Consider the following 25,597-nt stretch of genomic DNA (forward strand, 5'->3'; position numbering starts at 1 on the left):
TCTGCTTAAATTTTATCGCATGCACCTTCCGTGTGCATCGCATGCACAATTGCATGGCAGGAGCCTAATAATTGCACTGCACAATATCGCGGCGAACGCCTATATGAATGTCAACCGTTGAGGCGGCAATAACGCCCCCCACGATCATCATTCTGAGGAATAAGATCATGAACCCGATCCGCATTGCAAAGAGCTGGCTCAGCTACCGCCGCACCCTTAGCGAACTTGGTAGCCTGTCTAACCAGACGCTTTCTGACATCGGCGTAAGCCGCTATGACATCCGCAACATCGCTTCCCGCGCTTTCCGCTAATAGCGGTACGCGTGGAGCTTCCAAGACGGCGCCATCAGGGCGCCGTTTTTGATTCCAGGGCTATGCTTCCTGACCACTTCGATTTTCGAAGTCGCTGCTCATAAGTCGAGCGCCCGCAATCTTTGAACCGCGAAGTCCACGAAGCTGCGCGTCTTCGCAGAGACATGACGGCCCTCCGTGTGAACGACATGGATTGGCAGCGGCTCCTCCTCGTAGTCTTCCAGGACCATTCGCAGTTGACCGGCGGCGATCTGCCGAACGACCTGGTATGAAAGCGCGCGCGACAGGCCCCAACCTGTTACTGCCGCGGCGATCGATGCATCGACGGTGTTGCAATACAAGCGCGGACGCAGCGTCACTGTTGTATGATCGGGAGCAAAGTGCCAATCCAAGGGCGCTGAAGAGCCGGTGCTCACGATGGTGACGTGCCTTGAAAGATCGCTCGGCTTCCCCGGCACACCGTTGCGCTCGAAATAGGATGGCGCTCCGCAAACCACACGGCGCACACTGCCGACCTTGACCGCCGTTTGGTCTGAATCCTGCAGGTGCCCGATGCGGATCGCGACGTCGATGCCTTCTTCCACAAGGCTGACGATCCTGTCGAACAGGAGGACGCGCCCGGTGACGGCCGGATGCATTGCGAGAAACTCCGTCATCACAGGTATGATATGGAACTGCCCGAAGAGCACAGGAGCGGTGACTGTCAGCATTCCAGACGCCGTGGCATGTGAACCGCCGGCTGACGCCTCCGCTTCCTCGATATCGGCGAGAATCCTTCTGCAATCATCGACATAGCGTCCGCCCGAGGGGGTAAGCTTCACGGAACGTGTCGATCGCACGAATAACCGAGCGCCCGTTGCATCCTCCAGCGAAGCAATAGCGCGGGTAACCGCCGGAGGGCTCATATGCAGTTGGCGAGCCGCCTCGGCAAAGCTGCTGGTCTCCGCAACTCTGACCAACACCCTCATGCACTGCAGTCGATCCATCGCTCGCCTCGTTCTATTCCATCAAGTGGAATAGTATCTTTCAAATTATGGAAATTCCACTCAACAGACGGAACAATTATTCTCTGCCCAATTCAAACGGAGAGCAGACCAATGAAACTTCACGTTCATCCCCTTTCGGGTCATTCGCATCGTGTTCGTCTCTTCCTGTCGCTGATTGGGGCGGATGCGGATATTGTCGAAGTCGACCTTGCCGCCGGCGAGCATAAGAGCCCGGCCTTTCTCTCGCTCAATCCCTTCGGCCAGGTGCCGGTGCTTGAGGACGGAGATGTTATCATCGCCGATTCCAACGCGATCCTTGTCTACATCGCAAAGAAGCACGGACCGGAGGGGTGGCTTCCCGAAGATCCCGCGGGTGCGGCTGCGGTTCAGCGCTGGCTCTCGGTTGCTGCGGGCGAGATCGCCTATGGGCCAGCCGCTGCCCGCCTTGTAACTGTCTTCGGGGCGAAGTTCGATACCGAGGAAGTGATCGCCCGAGCGCATCGCATTCTCGCGCTGATCGACGCTCGGCTCGCCTATTGCGACTGGATTGCAGCGGACCGTCCGACAATCGCGGATGTGGCGCTCTATAGCTACGTCGCTCGAGCGCCGGAAGGCAACGTCGATCGCTTCATCTATCGCAACGTCACCGCCTGGCTCCAGCGGATCGAGGTCCTCCCCGGTTTTCATCCGTTTCAAAGGACACCTGTCGGATTGGGCGACGCAGCCTAGCAGCAAATTTATTCCATCAGGGCGGATACTGCCATCCGCGGAGGAGCACGCTATGCTCACGAACGAGAACCATGAGACGATCTCTCCCTGGCATTCAGGGGAGATTGCATTGCAGGAAAAGGTAGGCGTGGCGCAGCGAATGGGCGAAGTGGGCCGACGTGTCCTGCGCGATCACCTGATCGACCAGCACCGGCAGTTTTACCCGCAACTGCCTTTCATCGTTCTCGGGACGGTGGACACCCAAGGCAACGCCTGGGCGACGCTACGCGCCAACCGCCCGGGCTTTCTGCAGAGCCCGGATCCCCATAAGCTCAGCGTGAACCTTCCGCGGGAGCCTGACGATCCCGCGGACCGGGGCATGGAAGATGGCGACGCCATCGGTATGCTCGGCATCGAGCTCCACACACGCCGGCGCAATCGGCTGAATGGCACCATCAGCCGAAGGACGGCGAGCAGCTTCGATGTGCATGTCGGCCAAGCCTACGGTAATTGTCCGCAGTATATCCAGTTGCGGGATTTCACGTTCGTGCGCGAAGGGACGGTGCCCCCGATGCAACGTCCTGTCGTGTTTGACGGGCTCGATGGGCGCGCGACCGACATCGTCAAAAAGGCCGACACCTTCTTCGTCGCTTCCTACGTCGAACGCGAGAACGGCGAGCGGCAGGTCGACGTCTCCCATCGCGGCGGCAAGCCGGGCTTCATCAGGATCAACGACGACGGCGTTTTGACGATCCCGGATTTTGCGGGCAATCTCTTCTTCAACACGCTCGGCAACATTCTCACCAATCCGCACGTCGGCCTCGTTTTTTCCGATTTCGAGAGTGGCGACCTGCTGCAATTGTCGGGCGATGCCGAAGTGGTGCTTGATTCGCCGGAGATTGCAGCCTTCCAAGGTGCCGAGCGGCTCTGGCGTTTCCGGCCCCGACAGATCGTCTACAGGCCCGATGCACTGGCGCTCAGATGGCAATCGCGTGCCGACGGGCAATCTCCCAACTCCTTGATGACCGGGAATTGGGATGAAGCGGCCGGCCGGATTCGCGCGGCGGAGCTTTCGCGCAGTTGGCGACCGCTGCGTGTTTCGCGGGTCGTAGAGGAGAGTGCAAGCGTCCGCTCGCTTTACCTTGAGCCCGCCGACGCCGGCGGTGTTATTGCGCATCTTGCCGGGCAACACCTGCCGATCCGTGTCAGACCTGAGGGAGCGGAGGTGCCAGCGGTCCGCACCTACACCATTTCGGCAGCACCATCCGATGGCATCTATCGCATCAGCGTCAAGCGCGAAGGCATGGTTTCGACGCATCGGCACGACGCTGTTCGGCCGGGCGACATCATCGAGGCCCGCGCCCCTACGGGTGCTTTCACGATCGACGCGCGGGAGACGCGGCCCGCCGTGCTGCTTGCGGCTGGAATTGGCATCACGCCTCTGCTCGCCATGCTTCGGCATGTGCTCTACGAGGGGCTTCGGACCCGAAGGATCCGGCCGACCTGGCTGATCTACTCAGCACATAGCAAGGCGGAGCGTGCTTTCGCCCCTGAGATCCAGTCGCTGGTTGATGCGTCCGGCGGCGTCTTCAGACTCGTTCGGCTGCTCGGGGACGCCAGGGACGCCGTCGCCGGAGAAGATTACGAGAAGCAGGGCCGTATCGATATGGCGCTGCTCTCGGCCGTCCTGCCGTTCAACGACTACGACTTCTATCTCTGCGGTCCGCCTGCCTTCATGCAATCGGTCTATGACGGCCTGCGCGGCCTGAGCATTGCCGATCGTCGTATTCACGCAGAAGCGTTCGGTCCAGCCACGCTCGCGCGCGCCGACGACGCGCCAGCGCCCAGGCGCGCGGCCGCCGATAGCCCGGTTCCTGTCTATTTCATGCAATCGGGAAAGGAGGCACGCTGGCAGCCGAACGACGGCACGCTACTCGAACTTGCGGAAGCGCGCGGGCTGGCCCCCGAATTCAGCTGCCGGCTCGGCAATTGCGGCAGCTGCCGGACGAGAGTTCTGTCCGGCGCGGTCGCCTACACCAGAGTACCGACTGCCGATGCCGCGAGCGATGAAGCACTGATCTGCTGCGCCGTGCCGGCTGCGGACGGCACGGGCACGCGCCTGGAACTCGACCTCTAGGTCCGTTCTCTCGTGCGGGCATCTCGATTCTTCGGTTTCCTGTGCCGCCTCGGCATGATAATCAGCCGCGCATGAACAAGACCTCTTCCCATTCTCCCATCCACGTGGTCGGCGGCGGGCTCGCCGGCTCGGAAGCTGCCTGGCAGATCGCCAATGCTGGCGTCCCGGTCGTCCTGCACGAGATGCGGGGCGTTCGCGGTACCGATGCGCACAAGACCGACGATCTTGCGGAGCTCGTGTGCTCGAACTCGTTCCGCTCCGACGATGCAACGAGCAATGCCGTCGGCGTCATCCACGCCGAAATGCGGATGGCTGGCTCGCTGATCATGGCCTGTGCCGATAAACATCAGGTGCCGGCCGGCGGAGCGCTTGCCGTCGATCGCGACGGTTTTGCGGCTGCGGTGACCGCCGCGGTCCATGGCCATCGGCTAATTACCGTCGTTCGCGAGGAAGTTTCCGGCCTGCCGCCGAAGGAATGGGATCTGGCAATCGTCGCAACCGGACCCCTCACGGCACCCTCCCTGGCGAGCGCCATCCAGGCGGAGACCGGTGCAGATGCGCTTGCCTTCTTCGATGCCATCGCCCCGATCGTCTACCGCGAGAGCATCGATATGGATATCTGCTGGTATCAATCGCGCTACGACAAGGTCGGCCCCGGTGGCACCGGCAAGGACTATATCAACTGCCCGATGGATGAAGCCCAGTACAACGCCTTCATCGATGCCCTCATTGCCGGCGACACGGTGGGCTTCAAGGAGTGGGAAGGCACACCCTATTTCGATGGCTGCCTTCCGATCGAAGTCATGGCCGAGCGCGGGCGCGAAACCCTGCGCCACGGACCAATGAAGCCGATGGGGCTGACAAACTCCCACAACCCGACCGTGAAGGCCTATGCGGTCGTCCAGTTGCGCCAGGACAACGCCCTCGGCACGCTCTACAATATGGTCGGCTTCCAGACGAAGCTGAAATACGGCGCACAGGCGGACATCTTCCGGATGATTCCGGGCCTGCAAAATGCGGAGTTCGCCCGCCTCGGCGGCCTACATCGCAATACCTATATCAATTCGCCTACGCTGCTCGATTCTTCGCTGACGCTGAAATCCCGGCCCGGTCTGCGCTTTGCCGGCCAGATTACAGGCTGCGAGGGATATGTCGAAAGCGCGAGCGTCGGCCTGCTGGCCGGTCGCTTCGCCGCGGCAGAGCGCAAGGGCGAGGCAGTGTCGTTGCCGCCCGCAACGACGGCGCTCGGCGCGCTGCTTAGCCACATCACCGGCGGGCATCTCGTCACCGACGAAGAACCTGGCAAGCGCTCGTTCCAACCGATGAACATCAACTTTGGCCTGTTTCCGGAGCTGGAACCGGGCTCGATCGTCAAGCCGGAGGGCGTCAAGCGCTTCCGCGGCAAGGACAAGACGATCATGAAACGGCAGCTCGTCGCCAAGCGCGCGCTTGCGGATTGTGCAGACTGGCTCGGTCACGTGGTGCATCTGGCTGAAACAGCCTGATTCCAAAGCGGCGGACCATAACCGGTTCGCCGCTTCTTCGTATCAGTGCGTGACGGGACCACTCGCTTTCTTCCAGGCGTCGATGCCGCCCTGTATATGAAAGGCCGACGCAAGCCCCGCGTCGTGCGCGGCCTGAACTGCCATCGCCGAACGTTCGCCGAACGCGCAATAGAAGACGAGGCGCTTGTTGGCGGATTGCGCCAGCGCCTGCAGCATCCCGCCATCCCCGATGTTTTCCTCCAGGTCCGGATAGGGAACATGCAACGAGCCTGGAATGCTGCCATTTCGCTGCCGCTCCCCGTTTTCGCGAAGATCGATCAGGGCAACATTGCTATCACCGAGAAGGTTCAGGGCCTGGTGAGCCGTCAGGACCCAGCCATGACGGGCGACCTCTTCCTGATTCAGCCCTACATGCATGTTGGCCGGAACAGCGACATCCATCATCTTTGGGCTGGCGAGCTTCAGGTTGTTCATGACATCGGCGTATTCGTCCGCCGAGCGCACCTGCAGACGCGGATTGAAAGCCTTCTCCTCGCCAATCGTCGAGACGGTGTCACCCTTGTAGTCGTGGGCGGGATAGACCAGCGTGGTATCGGGCAGTTTCAGAAGGCGCCCGAAGATGGATTCGAATTGAGCGCGGGGATCTCCATTCTGGAAATCCGTGCGGCCCGTTCCGCGAATGAGAAGCGTATCCCCGGTGAATACCCGGTCCGGAAGCACGAAGCTGTAGGAATCGTCGGTATGTCCCGGAGTGTAGACGACATCGAGCGACAGACCCTCGATCGTCAGCTTGTCGTTGTCGGAGAGACGCATGGAGACGATATCGGCCTTCGTCTGCTCGCCCATGACGGTAATGCAGTGGGTCTTGTCGCGAAGGGCGCCAAGACCGGTGATGTGGTCGGCATGCAGGTGCGTATCCACCGCCTTGACGAGCCTGAGGTCCAGCTCGCGCACGAGCTGCAGATAGCGTTCGACCTTCTCCAGAACGGGATCGATGATCAATGCCTCACCGCCGTGTCGGCTTGCCAGCAGATACGAATAGGTGCTCGACGCTGGATCGAAAAGCTGACGAAAGATCATCCTCGTCCCCTGCTTCGGTATGATGCGGCTCCGAGGCCCGGCTACCCCTGCGGCTGCGGCACGATGCGGATATAGGGTTTCGGCGCGGTCCAGCCTTGCGGATAGAGCTTTTTGGCATCGTCGTCGGAGACCGAGCCGGCGATGAAGACATCCTCGCCCTGTTTCCAGTTCACAGGCGTCGCCACCTTGTGCCTGGCCGTCAGCTGCAGGGAATCGATGACACGTAGCACCTCGTCGAAATTCCGTCCGGTGGTCATCGGATAGACAAGGATAAGCTTGATCTTCTTGTCGGGACCGATGACGAAGACATTGCGCACTGTCTGATTGTCGGCAGCAGTGCGATCTGTCGGATCACCGGAGACCAGGGCCGGGAGCATGTTGTAGCGCTTCGACACCGCGTAATCCGCGTCCGCGATCATCGGATAGTTCAGCCTGACTCCCTGCGTCTCTTCGATGTCCTTCATCCAGCCGGCATGGCGTTCCAGCGGATCGACGGAGAGGCCGATGATCTTGACGCCGCGCCTGTCGAACTCGGGCTTGATCCTGGCCATGTAGCCCAGCTCAGTCGTACATACGGGCGTAAAATCCTTGGGATGAGAAAACAGCACTGCCCAGGAATTACCGATCCAGTCGTGAAAGCTAATATTTCCTTGGGTGGTCTGGGCTTCGAAATCTGGAGCGAGATCATTGATTGCAAGAACCATCATGCACCTCCATCGCGTCGCGAAACTGCGTTCGAGCTTTCGCCAAGTGAGGTAAATCTTGCTCCTGTTTGGGTGGCAAGGCAACGCAAAACGGTCGCAGCTGCTCATCAAACCGGATGAGGCAACGACGATCGATCTATTGCGGTCCCAGCAAAGGCCAGGCGTTCCCGTAGCGCTAGTGGCGGTTGGCAGCCGTGGGAATGCTCGCGACAATCTCCCTGTCCGGCTCGGCGACATAATTGCCGAGCAGCCAGAGCGAAACTTCCGACGCCTCCCTCGGCGACGTGAATTCGAACGTGGCGTTATGGTGGGGCGCGTCGAGGAATTCGATGGCCAATCCCTTGCCCGTTTCAGAACTCGATACACGCACCCTGCCCGGCTCGATGAGGTGGCATGCATAGTGTCTCAGCATATTGCGCATGAGACTGGCCTTGTTGTCGTGCAGGCGGACGAACACGGCCTGTCCGTTGGCAGTCGCCTGCAACTGGCGGATCGCTTCGTTGGGAAATGCGCGATTGAACTCGATGATGGCGAGACCGGTATCATGCAAGCCATCTTCTTGGTTCCGTGCGGCCATGCGCACGCAGATAAAAGCGATGCCGATCACAATGGCGAAAAGAACGCACCAGACGATAATGCTCACGCCGCTCTCCATTCAAAACTGGCAGTAACGGCCATCTTAACGCATGAGCCTTGCGCGAGTTTAAACAGCATCAGATTTTCTTCCGCATCAGGGACAGTGTCATTCTGATCTGCCGGCGCCACTGCGATTGTTGAATCGACCGCTCGAACATTGCCGCACCCGTCTTCTGGGCCTTTTCAAGGACGTGGTCCGCCAACACGGCCGGCAGAAAGGCAGGAAACACAACAGCCGAGATCCCAACGCCTCTCGCCCTGGTGAGATGATCGCGACCCAGCCCGGCAAAAGCCTCGATCGCCGCGGAAATGCGCGTCGTATCACGGCCCGCAAGAAACGCATCTCGGTCGAGCCCGGTCGCAGCGAGGATTTCAAGTGGAACATATAGCTGGCCGCGGTGACGATGCAGCGGCATGAGCAGAAGCAAGCCGGCAATCGCCTGAGCCACCCCCGCATGGCCAGCGGCTTCGGCGGAGCGCGCAGCCTCGTCCGGCCCAAGCACCAGACTTGCCAGCTGGATCAACGCAGATGCGGTCTCCCCAGCATAGCCTTCCAACGCGACGCGCGTCTCCATCGGATCGTCGTAGAGATCGAAGATGCGCGCATCGATCATGTCGACAAGCGTCTGGCGCGGCAGGCGATGCGCTTCGATAGCTGACAACAGAGCAGAGGCTACCGGATTTGCTTCCGTCGCCCCGTGCGCGTTGCCTTCCAGAAGATCGCGCCAGTATTGCATGCGCACTTCGCCGGGAAGCGGTTCGTGGACGAGGTCGCGGATGCGGGCAAGCTCAGCGTTGAAGGCATAAAGCGCTGCCAGGGCGCCACGCTTGTCGGGCGGTGACAACAGGCACGCAAGATATCGGTCGCGATCGCTGTCGCGCAGCATCGCCAGGCAGATATCCTGGTTCTTCGATGACATATCGGCCATGCTCAGACCGCGATCAATGCCGCGGCCACGGCACGGGATTCCAGAAGCATGATGTTGAACGTGCGCACCGCCGCACCCGTATTCATCGTATCGGAGGAGATTCCCGCCGCCTTGAGCGCCGTCTTCAGGTCGGCGGGTATCGGACGCATGTCAACGCCCGTCCCGACCAGCAGGAACTCAATGTCGCCGGCCTCGGCCAGGACCCGCTGGAAATTCTCGATCGACAGAGGCATCGTCGCATCCATATCCCAGCCATGGATTCCGGAGGGAAGGCAGAGGATCGAACCGCGATGTGACATGTCAGCAAAACGGAAGCCACCGTTGCCGTAAGTATCGATTGGGGCGCGTCCGGGGAAATGCGCCTCACGTATTTCTATGCCTCTGGCCATATTTCTATACTGCCGGATTGCCGGATTGAGAATCCGGTTCCGCCGCTTTCTTGTCTTGATCGTTGTCGAGCGCATCCGGGCGAAGTTTGAAAACAATCAGCACCGGTGCAGCGATGTAGATGGAGGAGAATGTGCCCACGGCAACACCGACGAGCATGACGAAGGCGAAAGAACGAATAACCTCGCCGCCGAAAAGCGAAAGCGCGGCCAGAGCGAGCATTGTGGTCGCAGCAGTCAAGACTGTCCGCGACAGTGTCTGATTGATCGTCGCGTCGATCAGGATCGGCAGCGGCATCTTCCGGTAGCGCTTCAGGTTTTCGCGCAATCGGTCGTAGACCACCACCGTGTCGTTCAGGGAGTAGCCGACGATCGTCAGGAGCGCGGCGACGCTTGTCAGATTGAACTCGATGCCTGTGAGGACGAAGAGACCCAACATGAGGATAATGTCGTGAAGCGTAGCTACGATCGCCCCGACGGCGAACTGCCATTCGAAGCGCGCCCAGATGTAGATAAGGATGACCAGGAGCGAGGCGAGAACGCCAAGGGTAGCGGCTCTCGTCAATTCGCCAGATATCGCCGGCCCGACGACTTCCACGCGGCGGAAATCATAGTCCTGCCCGAGTTCGTCCCGCACCAGCGTGATCGCCGATTGCTCCGCATTCTCGCCGCCGCCTTGAGACTCCAGCTGAATCAACGCGCTCGATGTATCTCCGAGGCGGCGGGCGGACACGTTTCCTATATTCAGATCGCCAAGGCGGGCCTGGATATCATCGATATCCGCTGCCCCCTGCCTTGCCTTGACCTCGACGATCGAGCCGCCGGCGAAATCGATACCAAGATGCATGCCGACTGTGGCGAAGCCGATCATCGCCGCAATCGACAAGGCCGCAGATACCGTAAACGTATATCGACGAATACCCATGAAGCGAATGTTCGCGTGGTCAAAGATCCCGGTGTGAACATCCTTCGGCAAATGCTTGGGGTGACGTCTGTGAAGCCATGTTACGACAATCCAGCGCGTGAGGGTAATGGCTGTGAATACGGTCGTCAGGATACCGGCGGCAAGCGTCACGGCAAAGCCGCGGACTGCATCGTTCCCAAGGAAATAGAGGATCACGGCTGCAATGAAGATCGTCACGTTCGCATCTACGATCGTCATGATCGCCTTGGAGAAGCCGCTCTCGATCGCCTCGGCAAACGGGCGTCCGCTCTTGGCCTCTTCGCGAATGCGTTCATAGATCAGGACATTGGCGTCGACGGCCATGCCCATGATCAGTACAATGCCGGCTATTCCGGGTAGCGTCAGGGTCGCGCCTATCAGGCTCATCACGGCGAGAATCAGAATGAGATTCAGCAGCAGCGAAAGCGCCGCGATAAGACCCAATCCGCGATAGAAGCCGTACATCAGGCCAATTACCAGAATCGCCGCCACGACGCCCGCCACGAGGCCCGCACGTGTCGATTCAGCACCCAGAGCAGGACTGACCGTGCGTTCTTCGACTGTCGTCAGCGTCGCTGGCAGAGCCCCGGCCCGCAACATCAAGGCGAGATCGCGCGCGCCATCTTCCGTAAAGCTGACGGGGATGATGCCCGCGCCGTCGACGATCGGCGCGTCGATAAGGGGCGCGGCCATCACCTGATCATCGAAAATGATCGCGAGGTGGCGGCCGATATTCTGTCGCGTCTTCTGCGCAAGACGCTCAGTCCCTTCAGCATCGAGCTTGTAGCTGATCGAAACCGCCTGCGTCTCAGCATCCGCCGCCGATTGCACATCGGTGATGTTCTTGCCGACGATGAAGTCCGTGCGGTCAACGAGATATGGAATCGGCGGATCGTCCAGCGAGTAGAGCACCTCCGAAGTCGCAGGCCAGCGTCCGCCGAGTGCGTCCTGGCCTGACATGCTCTCGTCGAGCATGCGGACGGAGAGCTTGGCGGGTTCGTTGAGAATGCTCTTCACGCGCTCAGCGTCGACGGAGCCGAATACCTGCACATCGATCCGATCGGCGCCTTCGGCCCGAACGGCAAAATCGTTGCTGCCGGTCTCAGCAATGCGACGACGGACAATGTCCACGGACTGCGCCTGCGCGGCAGCTATGCTGCTCTCGAGCGCGCTATCGCCAATCTGAAGGGTGAGCTGCCCGCCTTCGCCTCGCTGCAGACTGACGTTCTGGCTCGACCCCACGAGGTAGCCGCCCTTCGTGGTCGCGGTCAGGTCCTCAAGGGAATCGATGGCCGCCTGAACCTGGTTCGGATCGGTGATCTTCACAGTGACGGTCTGATCGTTGCCGGTCAGCCCGGTGTAGCGTATTTTTGACTGGCGAAGTTTGCCGCTGATCTCGCGAACGGTGCTCTCCAGCCGCTCCCTGGCGATATCGGCGCGCTCGATCTGGAAAACCAGATGCGTGCCGCCCTGCAGGTCGGCGCCCAAGGCAACGCGATTGTGTGGCAGCCAGGACGGCAAAAGGCCCAGCTTCTTGTCCGACAACAGATTGGGGGCCGCGATCAACACGGCCACCAGAACCACGAACCAGATCAGAACGGTCTTCCAGCGGGAAAAATGAAGCATTTTCTCTCGACTATATCAGATCCGGGCAATCCGGTTCGCGGATGTATGGTTTTCGTTACGCGGCGTCTGCCTTTACAGGTTCACCCTTGACGCGGACTTCGGAGATACCGGTCCGGACAATGCGCACGCGCACGCCGTCGGCAATTTCAACTTCGACTTCCTTGTCGTCAATAACCTTGGTGACCTTGCCGACAAGACCGCCGCCGGTGACGACCTGGTCGCCGCGACGGATCGCCTTCAGCGTCTCCTCGCGCTTCTTTGCCTGGGCACGCTGCGGACGGATCAACAGGAAATACCAGACGACCATCAGCGGCACGAACAGGATGATCATTTCAAAGCCCGAACCGAACGGCGACGCCGCGGTGTCGGTTGCGGCCTGGGCGAATGCCGGGGTGATGAACATGCTAAACTCCTCAAAACTTTTCCGGAGGCGAAACGTCGCCATTTCTCGGGTGGCCGGACTATAATTATGGTCTTTGCGAATGCAACAGAAACAGCCGGAAACCGTACCGATTCCAGTGCCTCTTAACCTTTCCGCCGGCAAAAGGCCATGCTACCTCCCAGCGAAATCAACAACGGCATTCAGGAGGAACCGCAATGACCGAAGAGTTGAACAGCGTCATTCTGACGGAACTGCGCCGTCTGGCCGATGCTGTCGAGCGTCTTGCCGGCCCGGCGCCCGCAGCCAACGACTGGGACGCGGCAGACTGCTTCGTGTGGTCTCCTTCCCGTCTCTACCTGCAGCCGGTTGCACGGCCGAACCGCGTCGCCCTGAAGCTCATCCGCGGCGTCGACCGCGTGCGCGATATTCTGCACGAGAACACTGTGCGCTTCGCCGATGGTTACCCGGCCAACAACGTCCTTCTCTGGGGCGCGCGGGGCATGGGCAAATCCTCGCTGGTAAAGGCCGTGCACGAGGATGTCAGGGGTGAAAGCGGCGTCTCGTTGAAGCTCGTCGAAGTCCACCGCGAGGATATCGCCAGCCTGCCTGCCCTGCTTGACCTGCTCAAGGACACGCCGCACCGGGTCATCGTTTTCTGCGACGACCTGTCCTTCGATCACGACGATACGGCCTACAAATCACTGAAGGCGGCGCTCGACGGCGGCGTGGAAGGCCGGCCGGACAACGTGCTGTTCTATGCGACCTCCAACCGCCGGCACCTGCTGCCGCGTAACATGATGGAGAACGAGCAATCGACGGCGATCAATCCGTCCGAGGCGGTCGAGGAGAAGGTATCGCTCTCGGACCGCTTTGGCCTCTGGCTCGGCTTCCACAAGTGCAGCCAGGAGGACTACCTGACAATGGTCGACGGCTATGCCGACTATTTCAAGCTGACCTTCGACCGCCAAAAGATGCACGCCGAAGCGCTTGAATGGGCAACGACGCGCGGAGCGCGCTCCGGACGCGTGGCGTGGCAGTACATCCAGGACCTGGCTGGCCGCATGCGTATCGTTCTCGATCGCGTCTGAATATCTGAGGAGTACTCCGTTCCAAACGACAGAAGCCCGGCTTTCGGCCGGGCTTCTGCTTGGTCCTCGAGACGCATTACCTATTCGAGGAAAGTGATCGGGTTCACCGGGGTCGCGTCCTTACGGACTTCGAAGTGAACCTGCGGCTGCTTGACGTTGCCGCTCATGCCGGAGACCGCCACCGTCTGGCCACGCTGGATCTTTTGACCGCGGGCGACGCTCAGCGTGTCTGCATTGCCGTAGACCGTGACCGTACCGTCATCGTGTCGGACGAGAACCGTATTGCCGAGTTCCTTCAGGCCGTTACCGGCATAAATGACCACACCGTTTTCGGCGGCTTTGATCGGCGTGCCCTGCGGTACGGAGATGTCGATACCGTCGTTGCGGCTGCCGTTCACGTTGGCGCCGTAGGCGGCGATGACTGCACCGCGAACCGGCCAGCGATACTTGGAGATTCCCGTCGCCTCGGGGGCAGCGGATGCAACTTCCTTCTTGGCGGCTTCATCGACGGTTTCGGTCGCGACCGGTGCCTTGTAGGTGGCCGGCTGGGCGGCGGCCGTGGCCGTTGCTGCCGCCGGCTGTGCGACCGGCTTCGCCTCGGCCTTGGCCGGGATCGACGCCGTCTTCATGCCATCCGGGGAGCTGGCGCCATTCGGCAAGTTAAGTTCCTGGCCAATACGGATAGAGCCGGCCGAAAGGTTGTTTGCTGCCTTCAGTTCGTCAATGCTGCTACCGGTCGCCTTGGCAATCTTGGCGAGGGAGTCACCCGGCTTGACGACGTATGTACCACCTGCGCCCTTCGGGCTCTTGCCCGCGCCCGGCGCCTTGGTGGTCGGATCCGCGCTCGCCAGCGACTTGTCGCGGGCGGAGTTTGCGCCAGGAACAACCGCTAGGTTCTGCTCCTGCGACTTGCCAGGTTGTGGCGCCTGGCCGTTCTTCGAGAGATCGGCGGCCTGGGCCGAGGCCTTGGCGGCATTGCCGCCATTGTAGGTCGGGATCAGGACGATTTGGCCGGGCTTGGCGGCAGCCGCTGTCTTCAGGCCGTTGGCACGCAGGATTTCCTTCTCCGGAACGCCATAGCGCTTGGCAAGTATCGCAACGCTTTCGCCGGGACGGAGCGTCACTGAAGGCGCGTTTGCGGAAGACCAACCTGAGACCTTTGGTGTCGTACCTGTAACGATAGCGTCGGTGCCGTTCTTGGGCGGCACCAGTACCGGGGCAGATCTCGCGGATGGGGTCGACGTTGGAAAAGGCTGCGCAAGAGCGACCTGCTTTTCGCGGGCCGGCGAGACGGTGCCGGGTGCCGAAAGCTCAGACCGCTGGACAGAGACCGGCGCCGAAGCCATCCGGGCGCTGGACCCGTAAGCCGGCTGCGCAGGGTACGACTGGCTCATAGCCTGACCGCCCGCAGGATAACTGCCCTGCAAATCGGCCTGAGGTATGGGATCGGCCTGCACGCCGCTTCTGCGCGGAATGGAACCGGTCGTCAGTTGATCCTGACCGGAAGAAGAGAACAGACCACCGAAACGTGTCACATCGGAACTACACCCCGTTGCGACACTCGCCAGGAAAGCCGCAATCAGGACATTACCGGCAGACTTCCCGAAGCTTGGCGAAAGACTGAAACGCATGACTCGACCCACTGAATGACGCAACCGTTTGTGGGATTATTAAAGCGCGTTAGTATTACCACCCGGTTAAAGCGCGGGAATCAGTGCGATCTTTTTGAGAGATTGCTAACCATAGACGCCGAAGGTGCTCAGAGCTGTGACGCAACGCGCGGCACGATAGGCAGGTAAGGTGAGTTGAACAGCTCTTCGCGCTCGAAACGGCTACCGGTCTTCGTCAAGCGCACAAGACGGCATTCCGTGTCCGAAATCATCAGCGGGGCGATCATCGAGCCACCCGATACGAGCTGGTCCGCATAAAAGCGCGGCATGGCATTGAAGGCCGCGGTGACCAGGATGCGATCGAAAGTCCCCTCGCCCTGCAAGCCGGCGCTGCCGTCTGCCTGACGGACGATGACGTTGCGGATCCCAAGCGATTCGATACGCCGCTGGGCGCTGCCGGTCAGCGTCTTGTAGCGATCGACCGTCAGGACGCGCTCCGTCATGCGGGCCATGACAGCCGTCATGAAGCCGCTCCCGGTGCCGATTTCCAGAACACGCTGGCCCGGCTTGACCTTCAGGCTATGCAGGACGCGCACGGCCAGATCGACCCCTTCGAGGAAGGATCCGCATTCGATGGGGATTGTACGGCTGGAATACGCCTGGTCCGCAAACTGCGGCGGCACGAACAGCGAGCGCGGCGTTTGTTCGACGGCGGTCAGCAGGTCTATATCGGACACGCCTTCAGCCCGCAGCCTCAGAACGAGCGCTGCAAACCCTTCCTTCTCGACCAGACGTGACGTCAACGCGATTTACTCCGTACCCGAAAGCGCCCGCTTCACGCGGTCCTGTACGGAATAATCAGTCAGATCCAGTTTCAAAGGTGTTACCGAAATCCTGCGATGTTTGAGGGCGTGGATATCGGTACCCTCGACAAAGGCGCCGGAACGCTCTCCGAATTTCAACCAATAGTAGGGAAATCCACGGCCGTCGGCGCGGGCATCGACCTGCAGGTTGAAGGCAAGCTTGCCCTGTGCCGTCACCTCAACGCCCTCGACCTCCTCGGGTCGGCAGTTCGGGAAGTTGAGATTGAGGAAGGTCCCGCCCGGTAGATCGAGCGATATCAGTTTCTCGAGCAGTGCCGGCGCGTGCGCCTCGCACACCCCCCAAGGGACGAGGCGCGCGCCATCCTCGTGGAGGTAAGCCTGACTCAGGGCGAAGGAACGCACGCCATGCATCGTGCCTTCGATGGCCCCGGCAATCGTTCCCGAATAGGTTACATCGTCGGCAACATTGGAGCCGGAATTGACGCCGGAGAGCACGAGGTCCGGCTTGATATCCATCACCTGCTTGATGCCCATGATGACGCAATCGGTCGGCGTACCCCTCAGCGCAAAGTGCTTGTCGGATATCTTGCGCAAGCGCAGCGGCTCGGAGAGGCTCAACGAATGCGCAAGGCCACTCTGATCGGTCTCGGGTGCGACAATCCACACATCGTCGGAGAGCGTTCTCGCAATCCGCTCTAGCGCTGCGAGGCCTTCTGCGTGAATGCCGTCGTCATTGGTGAGCAGAATGCGCATAGGATCAGGCTGCCCGTTCGATCTTCGTCAGGCCACCCATATACGGCAGCAGCACGTCCGGCACGGTCACGGATCCATCCTCGTTCAGATAGTTTTCGAGAACAGCGATCAGGCAGCGCCCAACCGCGGTTCCGGAGCCGTTCAGGGTGTGGACGAACTTCGTCGCCTTGTCGTCCTTGGCGCGATAGCGCGCATTCATACGGCGCGCCTGGAAATCGCCGCAGACGGAGCAGGACGAGATTTCACGATAGGTGTTCTGTCCCGGCAACCAAACTTCCAGGTCGTAGGTCTTGCGCGACCCAAAGCCCATGTCCCCGGTGCAGAGCGTCATCGTGCGGAAATGCAGGCCTAGGCGCTTCAAAACCTCTTCGGCGCAGGCCGTCATGCGCTCGTGCTCCGCGAGCGAGCTCTCTGCATCGGTGATCGATACGAGTTCGCACTTCCAGAACTGATGCTGGCGCAGCATTCCGCGCGTGTCGCGCCCGGCCGAACCCGCTTCGGAGCGGAAAGAAGGCGTCAAGGCGGTGAAACGAAGTGGCAGCTTTTCGTGATCGAGAATTTCCTCCCGCACCAGGTTGGTGAGCGTGACTTCGGCTGTCGGAATGAGGTAGCGGCCATCGGTCGTCTTGAAGAGATCTTCCTCGAACTTCGGCAGGTTGCCGGTGCCGAACAGCGCCTCGGCACGCACCATCAGCGGAGAACTGACTTCGGTGTAGCCGTGCTCGGTCGTGTGGAGATCGACCATGAACTGGCCGAGAGCGCGCTCCAGCCGCGCCAACGGTCCCGTCAGCACCGTGAAGCGCGAGCCGGAGAGCTTCGCAGCCTTTTCGAAATCCATGTAGCCGAGCGCTTCGCCGATTTCGTAGTGTTCCTTGGGTGCATGGTTCCAGCGCGGCTTTTCCCCGACCACGCGGGCAACCACGTTGCCGTTCTCGTCCTCGCCGACAGGAACGTCGTCGTGCGGAACGTTCGGAATGCGCGCAAGCGCGTCATGGAGCTCTTCCGAATACTTGCGGTCGTCTTCTTCCGCCGCAGGAAGCAGCACCTTGAGGTCACTGACTTCCGCCTTCAATTTTTCGGCAAGGTCGCTGTTCTTCTGCGCCATCGCCGCGCCGATTTCCTTCGAGGCAGCGTTTCGGCGGGACTGCATGTCCTGAACCTTTTGAACGGCGGAGCGGCGCTTCTCATCAAGCGCGATCAGGCTTTCGGACAAGGGCTCCGCGCCACGCTTGGCAAGGGCAGCGTCCAGCGCTTCGGGATTCTCACGGATCCATTTGATATCGAGCATCGTCGTTCCAGGTCGTTGCAAAAGGGATAACCCGGCCAAAGCCTGACCGGGCTTCGACCGGATGTTCGGAAGCGCTCATCGAGAGAATTTCGGGAGGACCGCTCAGACGCTGTCCGTCTTGGCAACGTCCGCGGACCCGTCAGCCTCTTTGACCGTCTCACGAGCACGCTGGCGCTCCACGAGTCGCGCCGCGTAGATGGAAATCTCGTAGAGAATGATCGTCGGCAGTGCAAGGCCGATCTGGGACATCGGATCGGGAGGCGTCAGCACCGCAGCGACGATAAAGGCGAGTACGATCGCGAACTTGCGCTTCTCACGAAGCCAGTCCGACGTCAGGAGTCCGACACGTGCGAGCAGGGTTGTGACCACAGGAAGCTGGAATACGAGGCCGAAGGAGAAGACCAGCGTCATGATGAGGCTGAGATATTCGGATACCTTCGGAAGCAGCGAGATCGCGACATCGCCCTCGCCCGGCGCCTGCTGCATGGTCAGGAAGAACCACATGACCATCGGCGTAAAGAAGAAGTAGACCAGAGACGCCCCCATGAGGAACAGCACCGGCGACGCGATCAGAAACGGCAGGAAGGCAGCGCGCTCGTTCTTGTAGAGGCCGGGCGCGACAAACTTGTAGATCTGCGCCGCGATGATCGGGAAGGCGATCACAAGACCGCCGAACATCGCAACCTTCACCTGCGTGAAGAAGAATTCCTGGGGAGCAGTGTAGATCAGCTGCGCCTTGGAAACATCGAGATGTGCCCAGACGACCGCCCACTTATAGGGATAAACCAGGGCATTGAAGAGGTGCTTGGCAAAAATGAAGCACACGATAAAGGCGACGAAAAAAGCACCGATCGACCACATGAGTCGCGTGCGGAGTTCCATCAGGTGCTCGATCAGCGGCTGCGGCTTGTCTTCAATATCACCGCTCATGCTTCGTCCTTCTTCTTTTTCGCTGCCGTCTTCTTCGTACCGGCTGTGGCCTCGACTGCAACGGTCGTCGGCTTCTTTGCTACAGTGGTTTGCGCAGGCGTACGCTTCGGCTTTTCGGCCGGAACAACGGCAATGGCCGCGGCGGCATCGGCCTTGTCCGCAGCCTTGGCGCGTGGCTTGCGCGCCGCCTTTGGTGCCTCCGAAACGACTGCACCGGGCAATTCACTAGCGACAGCCGCTCGAGGCGTCGGAGGCGACATGACCGGAGGTGTCTCAGGCAGGCTCATCGACGGTTCAGGCGTGGACATGACCTCCGGCGGAACCTCAGTCTTGTTGTCGACGGTCGTGGCCTTCTGCAGATCTGCCTTGATCTCGTTGCCCATCTGCCGAAGCGGGTTCATTGCTTCGCGCAACGTATTGACAGGGTTCAGCTTCTGCGCATCGCTTAAGGTTTGGCGGACTTCGTCCAGATCCGCCTCGCGCAACGCTTCGTCAAACTGAGCCCGGAAATCGCCCGCGACCTTGCGCGCACGCTGCGTCATTTTTCCGAACGCACGAAGCATCGGCGGCAAATCCTTGGGACCAACCACCACAATCAGTACGACCGCGATGACAAGCAGCTCGGTCCAGCCAATATCGAACATTCAAGGCTCCTGGGCGGGAAAACGCGGGGGCTGCGTTTGCCCGGACGTAGTTACTTCGTTTCGTCGGCCTTGTGATCGACGGTCTTGCCGGGGGTCGTGGCCTCGGGGGCGTCTTCGTCATTCATCCCCTTCTTGAAGCTTTTGATGCCCTTGGCAACGTCACCCATCAGTTCCGGAATCTTGCCGCGACCGAACAACAACAGCACAATGACCAGAACGATCAGCCAGTGCCACATGCTAAAAGAACCCATTACGCTAACTCCCTGTTGCGATGCTTCCTGATGTAAGAATTTCCGACATCAATTCCAACATCTAAATTCCCCTTGGATTGATGCTTAATGTCACGGGATCGCCCGTTGTGACAAGTCGTCGAGCCGTCGAAAAGCTCTGATCCGCATTGTTTTCGCCATGAATGGCGAAACAAAGACAAGTCGCGCTAATCTTCGGCTGCACCGCCGGGCGCCAGAAGGCCAAGCTCTTCGAGATCCAGCTGCGTAATCGGATCTTCGTCCTCGGTCAGTTCGTCACTCATCAAGGGCGACGGGATGTTGAAATTGGCGGGGATGCGGCCGGAAAGCAGGCCTGCACCCTTCAGCTCTTCGATCCCCGGAAGATCGCGCAGCTCCTCCAGGCCAAAATGGTCGAGGAAGTCGCGGGTGGTCCCGAGCGTCACAGGCCTGCCGGGCGTGCGCCGCCGGCCGCGAAAGCGAACCCAACCCGCCTCCATGAGCACATCCAGCGTGCCGCGAGAGGTCTGCACGCCGCGGATATCCTCGATTTCCGCACGCGTCACCGGCTGGTGATAGGCTATGATCGCAAGAACCTCCAAGGCGGCACGCGAGAGCTTCTTTACTTCGTCCTCGTCGCTGCGGATGACGAAAGACAGGTCGGCGGCAGTGCGAAACGCCCACGCATCGTCGACCTGCACAAGATTGACGCCGCGATGCGCATACTGATCCTTCAGCCTCAGCATTATGGCGCGGACGTTGAATATTCTGGGCAGCCGGTCGGCAATGAAGCCTTCCGACACGGGCTGCGACGACGCGAAAACCAGGGCTTCGGCGATGCGTTCTGCTTCTGCCTCCGCATGGGGGTCTTCAGTCGACAGTTCTTCGTCTTCGCGCTCTGTTGCGTCTTCGAGATCGGTCAAGCCGGTTGCTCCTGTTCGACGATCTGCAGTGTCGCATGTCTTGGTCCGCGCCGCAGGTATATCGGCTGGAATGCCCCGTCCTGGCGGATCTCCAGCTTGCCCTCGCGCACCAGTTCCAGCGAGGCGGCAAAGGCGCTGGCGATGGCCGTCACCCGATCTTCGGGGGACGCCATGTAGCGATACAGGTGCTGTTCAAGCGCCGTCCAGTCGACAATTTCGCCGATAAGGCGGGTCAGCAATTCGCGGGCGTCGGTCAGCGACCAGACGTTGCGACGCGCAATCGTAACCTGGCTGACAGCCTGGCGCTGCCGCAGCGAGGCATAGGCTGTCAGCAGATCGTAGAGACTGGCATCGTATGCAGACCTCGGCCGATCCGGGATATGCTCCGGAGCACCACGCGCAAACACGTCGCGACCGAGGCGATTTCGGTTTATCAGCCCGCCGGCGGCCTCGCGCATCGCCTCCAGACGCTTCAGGCGGAAGGCAAGCGTCGCCGCCATCTCCTCGCCCGATGGACCGTCGTCCTTGGCCTGCTGGGGTATCAGCAGCCGCGACTTCAAATAGGCAAGCCACGCCGCCATGACGAGGTAGTCGGCCGCAAGCTCAATCCGGATGCGACGCGCGCTGTCGATGAACTGCAGGTACTGTTCGGCCAGCGCGAGGACCGAAATACGTGACAAATCGACTTTCTGGTTGCGAGCGAGATAAAGCAGAAGGTCAAGCGGGCCTTCGAAGCCCGCAACGTCGATAAGCAGCGCCGGATCGTTGGACGCGCGTTCGGCACCGTTGTCCTGCCAAAGCTTGTCCATCGGCGCTATGGCCGCCCGTGGCCGTTCCGGGGCCTTTGTCGTGTTCAAGCGCCGTACTCCTTCTGCAATCAGACCGTCGCAAACATTCCATCGAACTCGGCCCGGATGGCAGCCTCTTGCGCCGCGTCGGGCGTGGGAAAGCCGTTCTCCACCGCCTTCGCCCGCTCAAGCGGCTTGCCACCGAGGACCGGCACGTTGGCCACGACCTGCTGCATCTCGTCCATGTGCCCGTTGCAGTGCAAAACGATGTCGCATCCACCGCCGATGATATTCGCAGCGCGCTCGCCGATCGACCCTGCCAGGGCGTTCATCGAGGTATCATCGGACAGCAACAGGCCATCGAAACCGATACGCTTGCGAATGATCCCGTCAATCACCTTGGGAGACGTCGTTGCCGGATTGTCCGGATCGATCGCCGTGAAGACGACGTGGCAGGTCATCGCCAGGAGTTCGTCCTTCATGGCAATGAACGGCGGGAAATCATGTGCTTCCAGCTCGTCCCGCGAAACGTCGACCACCGGCAATTCATGATGAGAATCGGCGAATCCGCGGCCGTGGCCCGGCACGTGCTTCATGACAGGCAATAGCCCGCCGGCCTTGAGCCCTTCAGCCGCCGCCATGCCCATCTCAGTCACCGTGGTGGGTTCGCCGCCGTAGGCGCGGTTTCCGATGACGTTGCTGCTGCCTTCCACCGGAACGTCAAGAACCGGAAGGCAGTCAACATTGATGCCGAACCGCGACAGGTCGAACGCATGCAGGCGCGACATCAACCAGGCGGCGCGCTTGCCCCGCTCCTTGTCCTGCCGGTAGAGGTCGCCGAGCTGCTGTCCGGAGGGGTAGTGCTGAAAGATGGGTGGACGAATCCGCTGCACACGCCCGCCTTCCTGGTCGATCAGGACCGGTGCGTGCCAGCCGACACTTTCGCGCATTTCAGCGACGAGATCGCTGATCTGCCGCGGTTCCGAGATATTGCGTCCAAAGAGGATGAAGCCCCATGGGCGTTCCGCCTTGTAGAAGGCCTTCTCGTCGGGCGTAAGGGAAAGGCCGCTGCAGCCCAGGATCATTGCTTTTGATTCGGTCATACTCGAATCATAGTGGTGCCGGGCCAAATTACGAGCCGCGTCAACCGTCATTCACAAAAAAACGGCGGGACAATGCCCGCCGTTTTCCAACCGATTTGGTCCAGCGTTACTTCGAAATCAGGCAGGAACCGCCTGCCGCGCGATACTTCTCGCAGATCGCAGCGGCCTCATCCTTGGAGGACGCTGGAATACGGACGCGATAGAAAGTTCCCTTGCCGGCGATTTCCGCCTTACGGATCTCGTAGCTGCGACCGGCGAGCACCCCTGCGAATTTCTTCGACAGGCTGGCATAGGACTTCCTGGCCTCCGCTTCCGAGGGCAGAGAAGCGATTTGCACACCGTAGCTGCCCGATGGGGCGGCGGTCGGCTGAGCCTGAGTTGCAGCCGGTGGCGATACGGCCGCCACGTCCTTCGGCGCGGGCTGTGCGGGCGCCGCAGGTGCAGGTGCAACCGGGGCAGCAGCGACCGGACGCGTGACCGGAACAGGCGCGGTGTCGGTCTTCGTGCTCGTGACGGTGCGTACCGGCGGATCGACATTTTCAGGCGTTGCGGCTGCAGCCTTGGCGAGGACATTCTCTGAAGCCTGCGCAGGAGACGGCGTCGCCCCTTCGACCGGCGTCGAGCGGATGTCCGCGGAGGCCATCTGGCCCTCCGGTGCTGTCGTAGCCGGTGCCAGGGCCGGCTTGGCGCCCGCCGTGATCTTCTGCGTCTGCACCGTCGTCGGCTTCGGGAGCGTCGCCTGGGCAGCCTCAGGCTCCGGTGCCGGCTCATCACGCGCCACCAGCGTGCCATCCGGCTTGACGATCATGGTACGAACCTTGCGGGCAGACACAGCCGGTACCTTGTCGGCGTCGCCTGCATCGTCAGCCGCGCTCTGCGTGGCGTCATGTGTCGGCAGCAGACGAGGATCCTGGGTATCGCCCACCGGCGTTGCCATTGGCGGCACTGCCGTATCGCTATCGTTGTCCTCAGGCATCGTTTCAGGTGTCAGCGTACGCTGCACAACATCGACCGGCTGCTCGTCGCTCGAAACCAGAGCCTTCTGCTTTGGTGCTTCGGCCGCCGCGCCGCCAACGCTGTCGTATACGGCCTTGTCCTGGTTTGGCACTGTCTTGCCACCCGGATTTTCGGGTACAACCTTCACCGGCTCCTTGTCGGCGGTGATGACGCGCGGCTCGCCAGAGGCAATTCCAAGGCTGCCGTCTCGCATCAGGAACGAGTAGCCTGCATAGGCCACGCCGCCGAAGACGACGATAACGGCGGCAGCCGCCAGCATCCGCTTCATCGACCGGGCGCGGCTCATATCCTCGGCATCGCTAGCCGACTGGATCTGAACTTCGGAAATGTTTTCACGACGCTGCTGCACGGGCTCGTTGACGCTGCGACGGAAATCCTCTTCAAGCGCTCGCTCGAACTCGTCGAAGCCATGCGACTGCGTTGACTGCCTCGCTGCAGGCGGGATCGGTGCGACGGAAGCCGGGGCGTGCGACCGCCAATCATCGACCGACCGTGCGGCCGTTTCGATCGGCTTGGCCGGCGCCAGCAGATTGGCGATCTCGGCATCGACATCGAAGTCGAAATCGGAGGTTGCGACAACCGGTTGCGGCCTGTCGACCGGCGGGAGCGTCGGAACATGCATTTCTTCGACGGCTTCTGGATGATACTCGGCGTCCGAGATCATCGACGGATCGAAGGGCAATTCGTCAGCGGCATCGGAGGCAAATGCGGCCGAGACCGGGGCTACCGGGACCGGCGCAGGGGCAGCCGGCATCGGTTCACGGGAGACTGCCATCGGCGCCTGATACATCGGCACAGACGGGATAGCGGGCGCGGCGCGGGGTACCGGCGCAGCCTGCACAACTGCCGCGGGCGCGATCGGCTGAGGCTTCGGCTGCTCCGTCTCGCGAGCGACGATCGGCTCGACGAAATCCAGATCCGCCAGCTCCAGCTCGATGCCTTCAAGGTCCAGCTCGAAATCGTGATCGGCGAAGGGGTCTTCCGCTTCCGGCTGCGCCTTGGCGACAACGGGCTGCGGCTCTGGCTCGGGCTCCGGGGCGGCTGCGACGGGAGCGACCGGCTCGGGAGCGTACACCGGCGCCGACACTGCCGGCGAAACGGCTGCGACTTCCACCTCGGAAACCGCCGCGACCTGACGTTCCGGCACAGGATACTGCGAAACATCATCAAGAAGATCATCGATATCGAAGGCGATATCGTCGAGATCGGCAGGTGCCGCTTCCGTCAGGGCGGCATCGGCCTGAACGGTACCGTCCCTTGCGGCGGAAGCCAGATCGAATGCCTGATGATCAATCAACGGTTCGGAAGCCGGTGCCTCGATTGCTTCTTCGAACGGCTCGTGGCGGTCGATTTCTGCTGGAAACCCAGCCGCCGCAGGTATTTCGAACTCAGCCTCTGGCAAAGCCGCAGCCGGCTCGTAAGGCTCGACGGGCGCGGGAGCCGGCACAACGACAGGAGCGCTGGGCTCTTCGCGGCGCGCAGGATGGAAGTTGGCGATCGGCAGCCGGATGCTGGCTGCGGACCATTGCGGCGCCTTTGCGGGCTGCACCGGGGCAGGAGCAGCACCGATCGAGAGCTCCAGTTCCTCGATCAGGTCGCGGGCACCGCCGGATACGGGCTCAGCCGGCCTAGACGCCGCAGATGCCGTCCAATCGGCGGAGGAAAGAACAGTGCGCGTGTCGGACTGCTGCTCGACGGCAGAATATTCATCTTCGTCACGCTGCTCCGGAACAGCCGGTGCGTCAAAAGCAGGCTGTGTATCGTACACAGGCTCGGGCTCGACAAACGCCGGTTCGATCGGCAGGTCGACGACCGCCGGCGCGTGCGGAGCGTCATAGCGCTCGAACTCGCGCAGCAACTCATCTTCCAGGTTGAAGGCCGGCTCCTGCCTCGGCGCATCTGCGACCGTATTGGCCGCGACGCGAGGCTCGAAGCCGACGATACGCGCAAGTTCCGCCAAAGGATCGTCGTCGGCAAAGAGGTCCGTATTCTTACGCGTGTCATACGCCCGCTGTTTATCTGCCATACTCATCCACTCGCAAATGCAAAGGTTTCGTGCCAGCGCATTG

General features: G+C 61.0%; 24 protein-coding genes. 5 read left to right on the forward strand and 19 right to left on the reverse strand.

Translation table 11 applies throughout. From position 1 onward, the window contains the following. Positions 1-167 precede the first annotated feature (167 nt). The gene (locus ASC97_RS32950; RefSeq protein ID WP_082529987.1) at positions 168-311 is read left to right on the forward strand and encodes a DUF1127 domain-containing protein; all 144 of its coding nucleotides are present in this window, start codon (positions 168-170) and stop codon (positions 309-311) included. A 98-nt stretch (positions 312-409) separates the two neighbouring features. Here ASC97_RS32950 and ASC97_RS13660 read toward each other — a convergent pair whose 3' ends face one another. Continuing rightward, the gene (locus ASC97_RS13660; protein ID WP_057468852.1) at positions 410-1,297 is read right to left on the reverse strand and encodes a LysR family transcriptional regulator; all 888 of its coding nucleotides are present in this window, start codon (positions 1,295-1,297) and stop codon (positions 410-412) included. A 111-nt stretch (positions 1,298-1,408) separates the two neighbouring features. Between ASC97_RS13660 and ASC97_RS13665 the strand changes: the two genes are divergently transcribed. The 3 genes from ASC97_RS13665 (at position 1,409) to trmFO (ending at position 5,647) form a co-directional block, all read left to right on the forward strand. Then, positions 1,409-2,026 carry a glutathione S-transferase family protein gene (locus ASC97_RS13665; RefSeq protein ID WP_057468853.1) on the forward strand — a complete coding sequence of 206 codons (618 nt, stop codon included), beginning with the start codon at positions 1,409-1,411 and terminating at the stop codon, positions 2,024-2,026. Between the two features lie 52 nt (positions 2,027-2,078). After that, positions 2,079-4,142 carry a 2Fe-2S iron-sulfur cluster-binding protein gene (locus tag ASC97_RS13670; protein WP_057468854.1) on the forward strand — a complete coding sequence of 688 codons (2,064 nt, stop codon included), beginning with the start codon at positions 2,079-2,081 and terminating at the stop codon, positions 4,140-4,142. 71 nt (positions 4,143-4,213) lie between these two features. Continuing rightward, on the forward strand, positions 4,214-5,647 hold the full coding sequence (trmFO, locus tag ASC97_RS13675; protein WP_057468855.1) for a methylenetetrahydrofolate--tRNA-(uracil(54)-C(5))-methyltransferase (FADH(2)-oxidizing) TrmFO: 1,434 nt from the start codon (positions 4,214-4,216) through the stop codon (positions 5,645-5,647). Between the two features lie 42 nt (positions 5,648-5,689). On the opposite strand, the gene ASC97_RS13680 is transcribed toward trmFO, so the two are convergent. From ASC97_RS13680 to yajC, 7 genes are all read right to left on the reverse strand, one after another. Next, positions 5,690-6,727, reverse strand: a complete 1,038-nt coding sequence (locus tag ASC97_RS13680) for an MBL fold metallo-hydrolase (protein WP_057468856.1) — start codon at positions 6,725-6,727, stop codon at positions 5,690-5,692. A gap of 41 nt (positions 6,728-6,768) precedes the next feature. Continuing rightward, complete coding sequence (locus tag ASC97_RS13685) at positions 6,769-7,431, reverse strand: peroxiredoxin (RefSeq protein ID WP_057468857.1); 663 nt, start codon at positions 7,429-7,431, stop codon at positions 6,769-6,771. Positions 7,432-7,606: 175 nt separating this feature from the next. Continuing rightward, complete coding sequence (locus ASC97_RS13690) at positions 7,607-8,074, reverse strand: hypothetical protein (protein WP_057468858.1); 468 nt, start codon at positions 8,072-8,074, stop codon at positions 7,607-7,609. 70 nt (positions 8,075-8,144) lie between these two features. Then, positions 8,145-8,996: a phytoene/squalene synthase family protein gene (locus ASC97_RS13695; RefSeq protein WP_057468859.1), complete on the reverse strand. Its 852-nt coding sequence runs from the start codon at positions 8,994-8,996 to the stop codon at positions 8,145-8,147. A gap of 2 nt (positions 8,997-8,998) precedes the next feature. Beyond that, on the reverse strand, positions 8,999-9,385 hold the full coding sequence (locus ASC97_RS13700) for an Mth938-like domain-containing protein (RefSeq protein ID WP_057468860.1): 387 nt from the start codon (positions 9,383-9,385) through the stop codon (positions 8,999-9,001). A gap of 4 nt (positions 9,386-9,389) precedes the next feature. Then, positions 9,390-11,951 (reverse strand): protein translocase subunit SecDF, encoded by a 2,562-nt coding sequence (gene secDF, locus ASC97_RS13705; RefSeq protein ID WP_057468861.1) that lies wholly within the window; start codon positions 11,949-11,951, stop codon positions 9,390-9,392. Between the two features lie 55 nt (positions 11,952-12,006). Further along, positions 12,007-12,354, reverse strand: a complete 348-nt coding sequence (gene yajC / locus ASC97_RS13710; RefSeq protein ID WP_057468862.1) for a preprotein translocase subunit YajC — start codon at positions 12,352-12,354, stop codon at positions 12,007-12,009. Positions 12,355-12,548: 194 nt separating this feature from the next. Here yajC and ASC97_RS13715 point away from each other — a divergent pair, with 194 nt between their 5' ends. Then, positions 12,549-13,421: an ATP-binding protein gene (locus ASC97_RS13715; protein ID WP_057468863.1), complete on the forward strand. Its 873-nt coding sequence runs from the start codon at positions 12,549-12,551 to the stop codon at positions 13,419-13,421. Positions 13,422-13,501: 80 nt separating this feature from the next. On the opposite strand, the gene ASC97_RS13720 is transcribed toward ASC97_RS13715, so the two are convergent. From ASC97_RS13720 to ASC97_RS13770, 11 genes are all read right to left on the reverse strand, one after another. Continuing rightward, positions 13,502-15,052 (reverse strand): peptidoglycan DD-metalloendopeptidase family protein, encoded by a 1,551-nt coding sequence (locus ASC97_RS13720; RefSeq protein ID WP_057468864.1) that lies wholly within the window; start codon positions 15,050-15,052, stop codon positions 13,502-13,504. Positions 15,053-15,180: 128 nt separating this feature from the next. Next, complete coding sequence (locus tag ASC97_RS13725; RefSeq protein ID WP_057468865.1) at positions 15,181-15,834, reverse strand: protein-L-isoaspartate(D-aspartate) O-methyltransferase; 654 nt, start codon at positions 15,832-15,834, stop codon at positions 15,181-15,183. A 6-nt stretch (positions 15,835-15,840) separates the two neighbouring features. Continuing rightward, positions 15,841-16,608, reverse strand: a complete 768-nt coding sequence (gene surE, locus ASC97_RS13730) for a 5'/3'-nucleotidase SurE (protein WP_057468866.1) — start codon at positions 16,606-16,608, stop codon at positions 15,841-15,843. A gap of 4 nt (positions 16,609-16,612) precedes the next feature. Continuing rightward, positions 16,613-17,896, reverse strand: coding sequence for a serine--tRNA ligase (gene serS / locus ASC97_RS13735; protein WP_057468867.1), 1,284 nt, complete (start codon positions 17,894-17,896; stop codon positions 16,613-16,615). 102 nt (positions 17,897-17,998) lie between these two features. After that, complete coding sequence (tatC, locus tag ASC97_RS13740) at positions 17,999-18,826, reverse strand: twin-arginine translocase subunit TatC (protein ID WP_057468868.1); 828 nt, start codon at positions 18,824-18,826, stop codon at positions 17,999-18,001. After that, positions 18,823-19,470: a Sec-independent protein translocase protein TatB gene (gene tatB, locus ASC97_RS13745; RefSeq protein ID WP_057468869.1), complete on the reverse strand. Its 648-nt coding sequence runs from the start codon at positions 19,468-19,470 to the stop codon at positions 18,823-18,825. The genes tatC and tatB overlap by 4 nt, the downstream gene beginning before the upstream one ends. 50 nt (positions 19,471-19,520) lie before the next feature. Further along, positions 19,521-19,721, reverse strand: coding sequence for a twin-arginine translocase TatA/TatE family subunit (locus ASC97_RS13750; RefSeq protein WP_057468870.1), 201 nt, complete (start codon positions 19,719-19,721; stop codon positions 19,521-19,523). 185 nt (positions 19,722-19,906) lie between these two features. Further along, a complete protein-coding gene (gene scpB / locus ASC97_RS13755) occupies positions 19,907-20,620 on the reverse strand; it encodes an SMC-Scp complex subunit ScpB (protein WP_057468871.1) in 714 nt (237 codons plus the stop codon). Beyond that, positions 20,617-21,477, reverse strand: a complete 861-nt coding sequence (locus ASC97_RS13760) for a segregation and condensation protein A (RefSeq protein ID WP_057468872.1) — start codon at positions 21,475-21,477, stop codon at positions 20,617-20,619. The genes scpB and ASC97_RS13760 overlap by 4 nt, the downstream gene beginning before the upstream one ends. A gap of 20 nt (positions 21,478-21,497) precedes the next feature. Continuing rightward, positions 21,498-22,511, reverse strand: coding sequence for a beta-N-acetylhexosaminidase (nagZ, locus tag ASC97_RS13765; protein ID WP_057469361.1), 1,014 nt, complete (start codon positions 22,509-22,511; stop codon positions 21,498-21,500). Positions 22,512-22,617: 106 nt separating this feature from the next. Then, positions 22,618-25,554 carry an SPOR domain-containing protein gene (locus tag ASC97_RS13770; RefSeq protein WP_057468873.1) on the reverse strand — a complete coding sequence of 979 codons (2,937 nt, stop codon included), beginning with the start codon at positions 25,552-25,554 and terminating at the stop codon, positions 22,618-22,620. Positions 25,555-25,597: the final 43 nt, after the last annotated feature.

It is taken from the genome of Rhizobium sp. Root1203 (assembly GCF_001424945.1).
GTDB lineage: Bacteria > Pseudomonadota > Alphaproteobacteria > Rhizobiales > Rhizobiaceae > Rhizobium.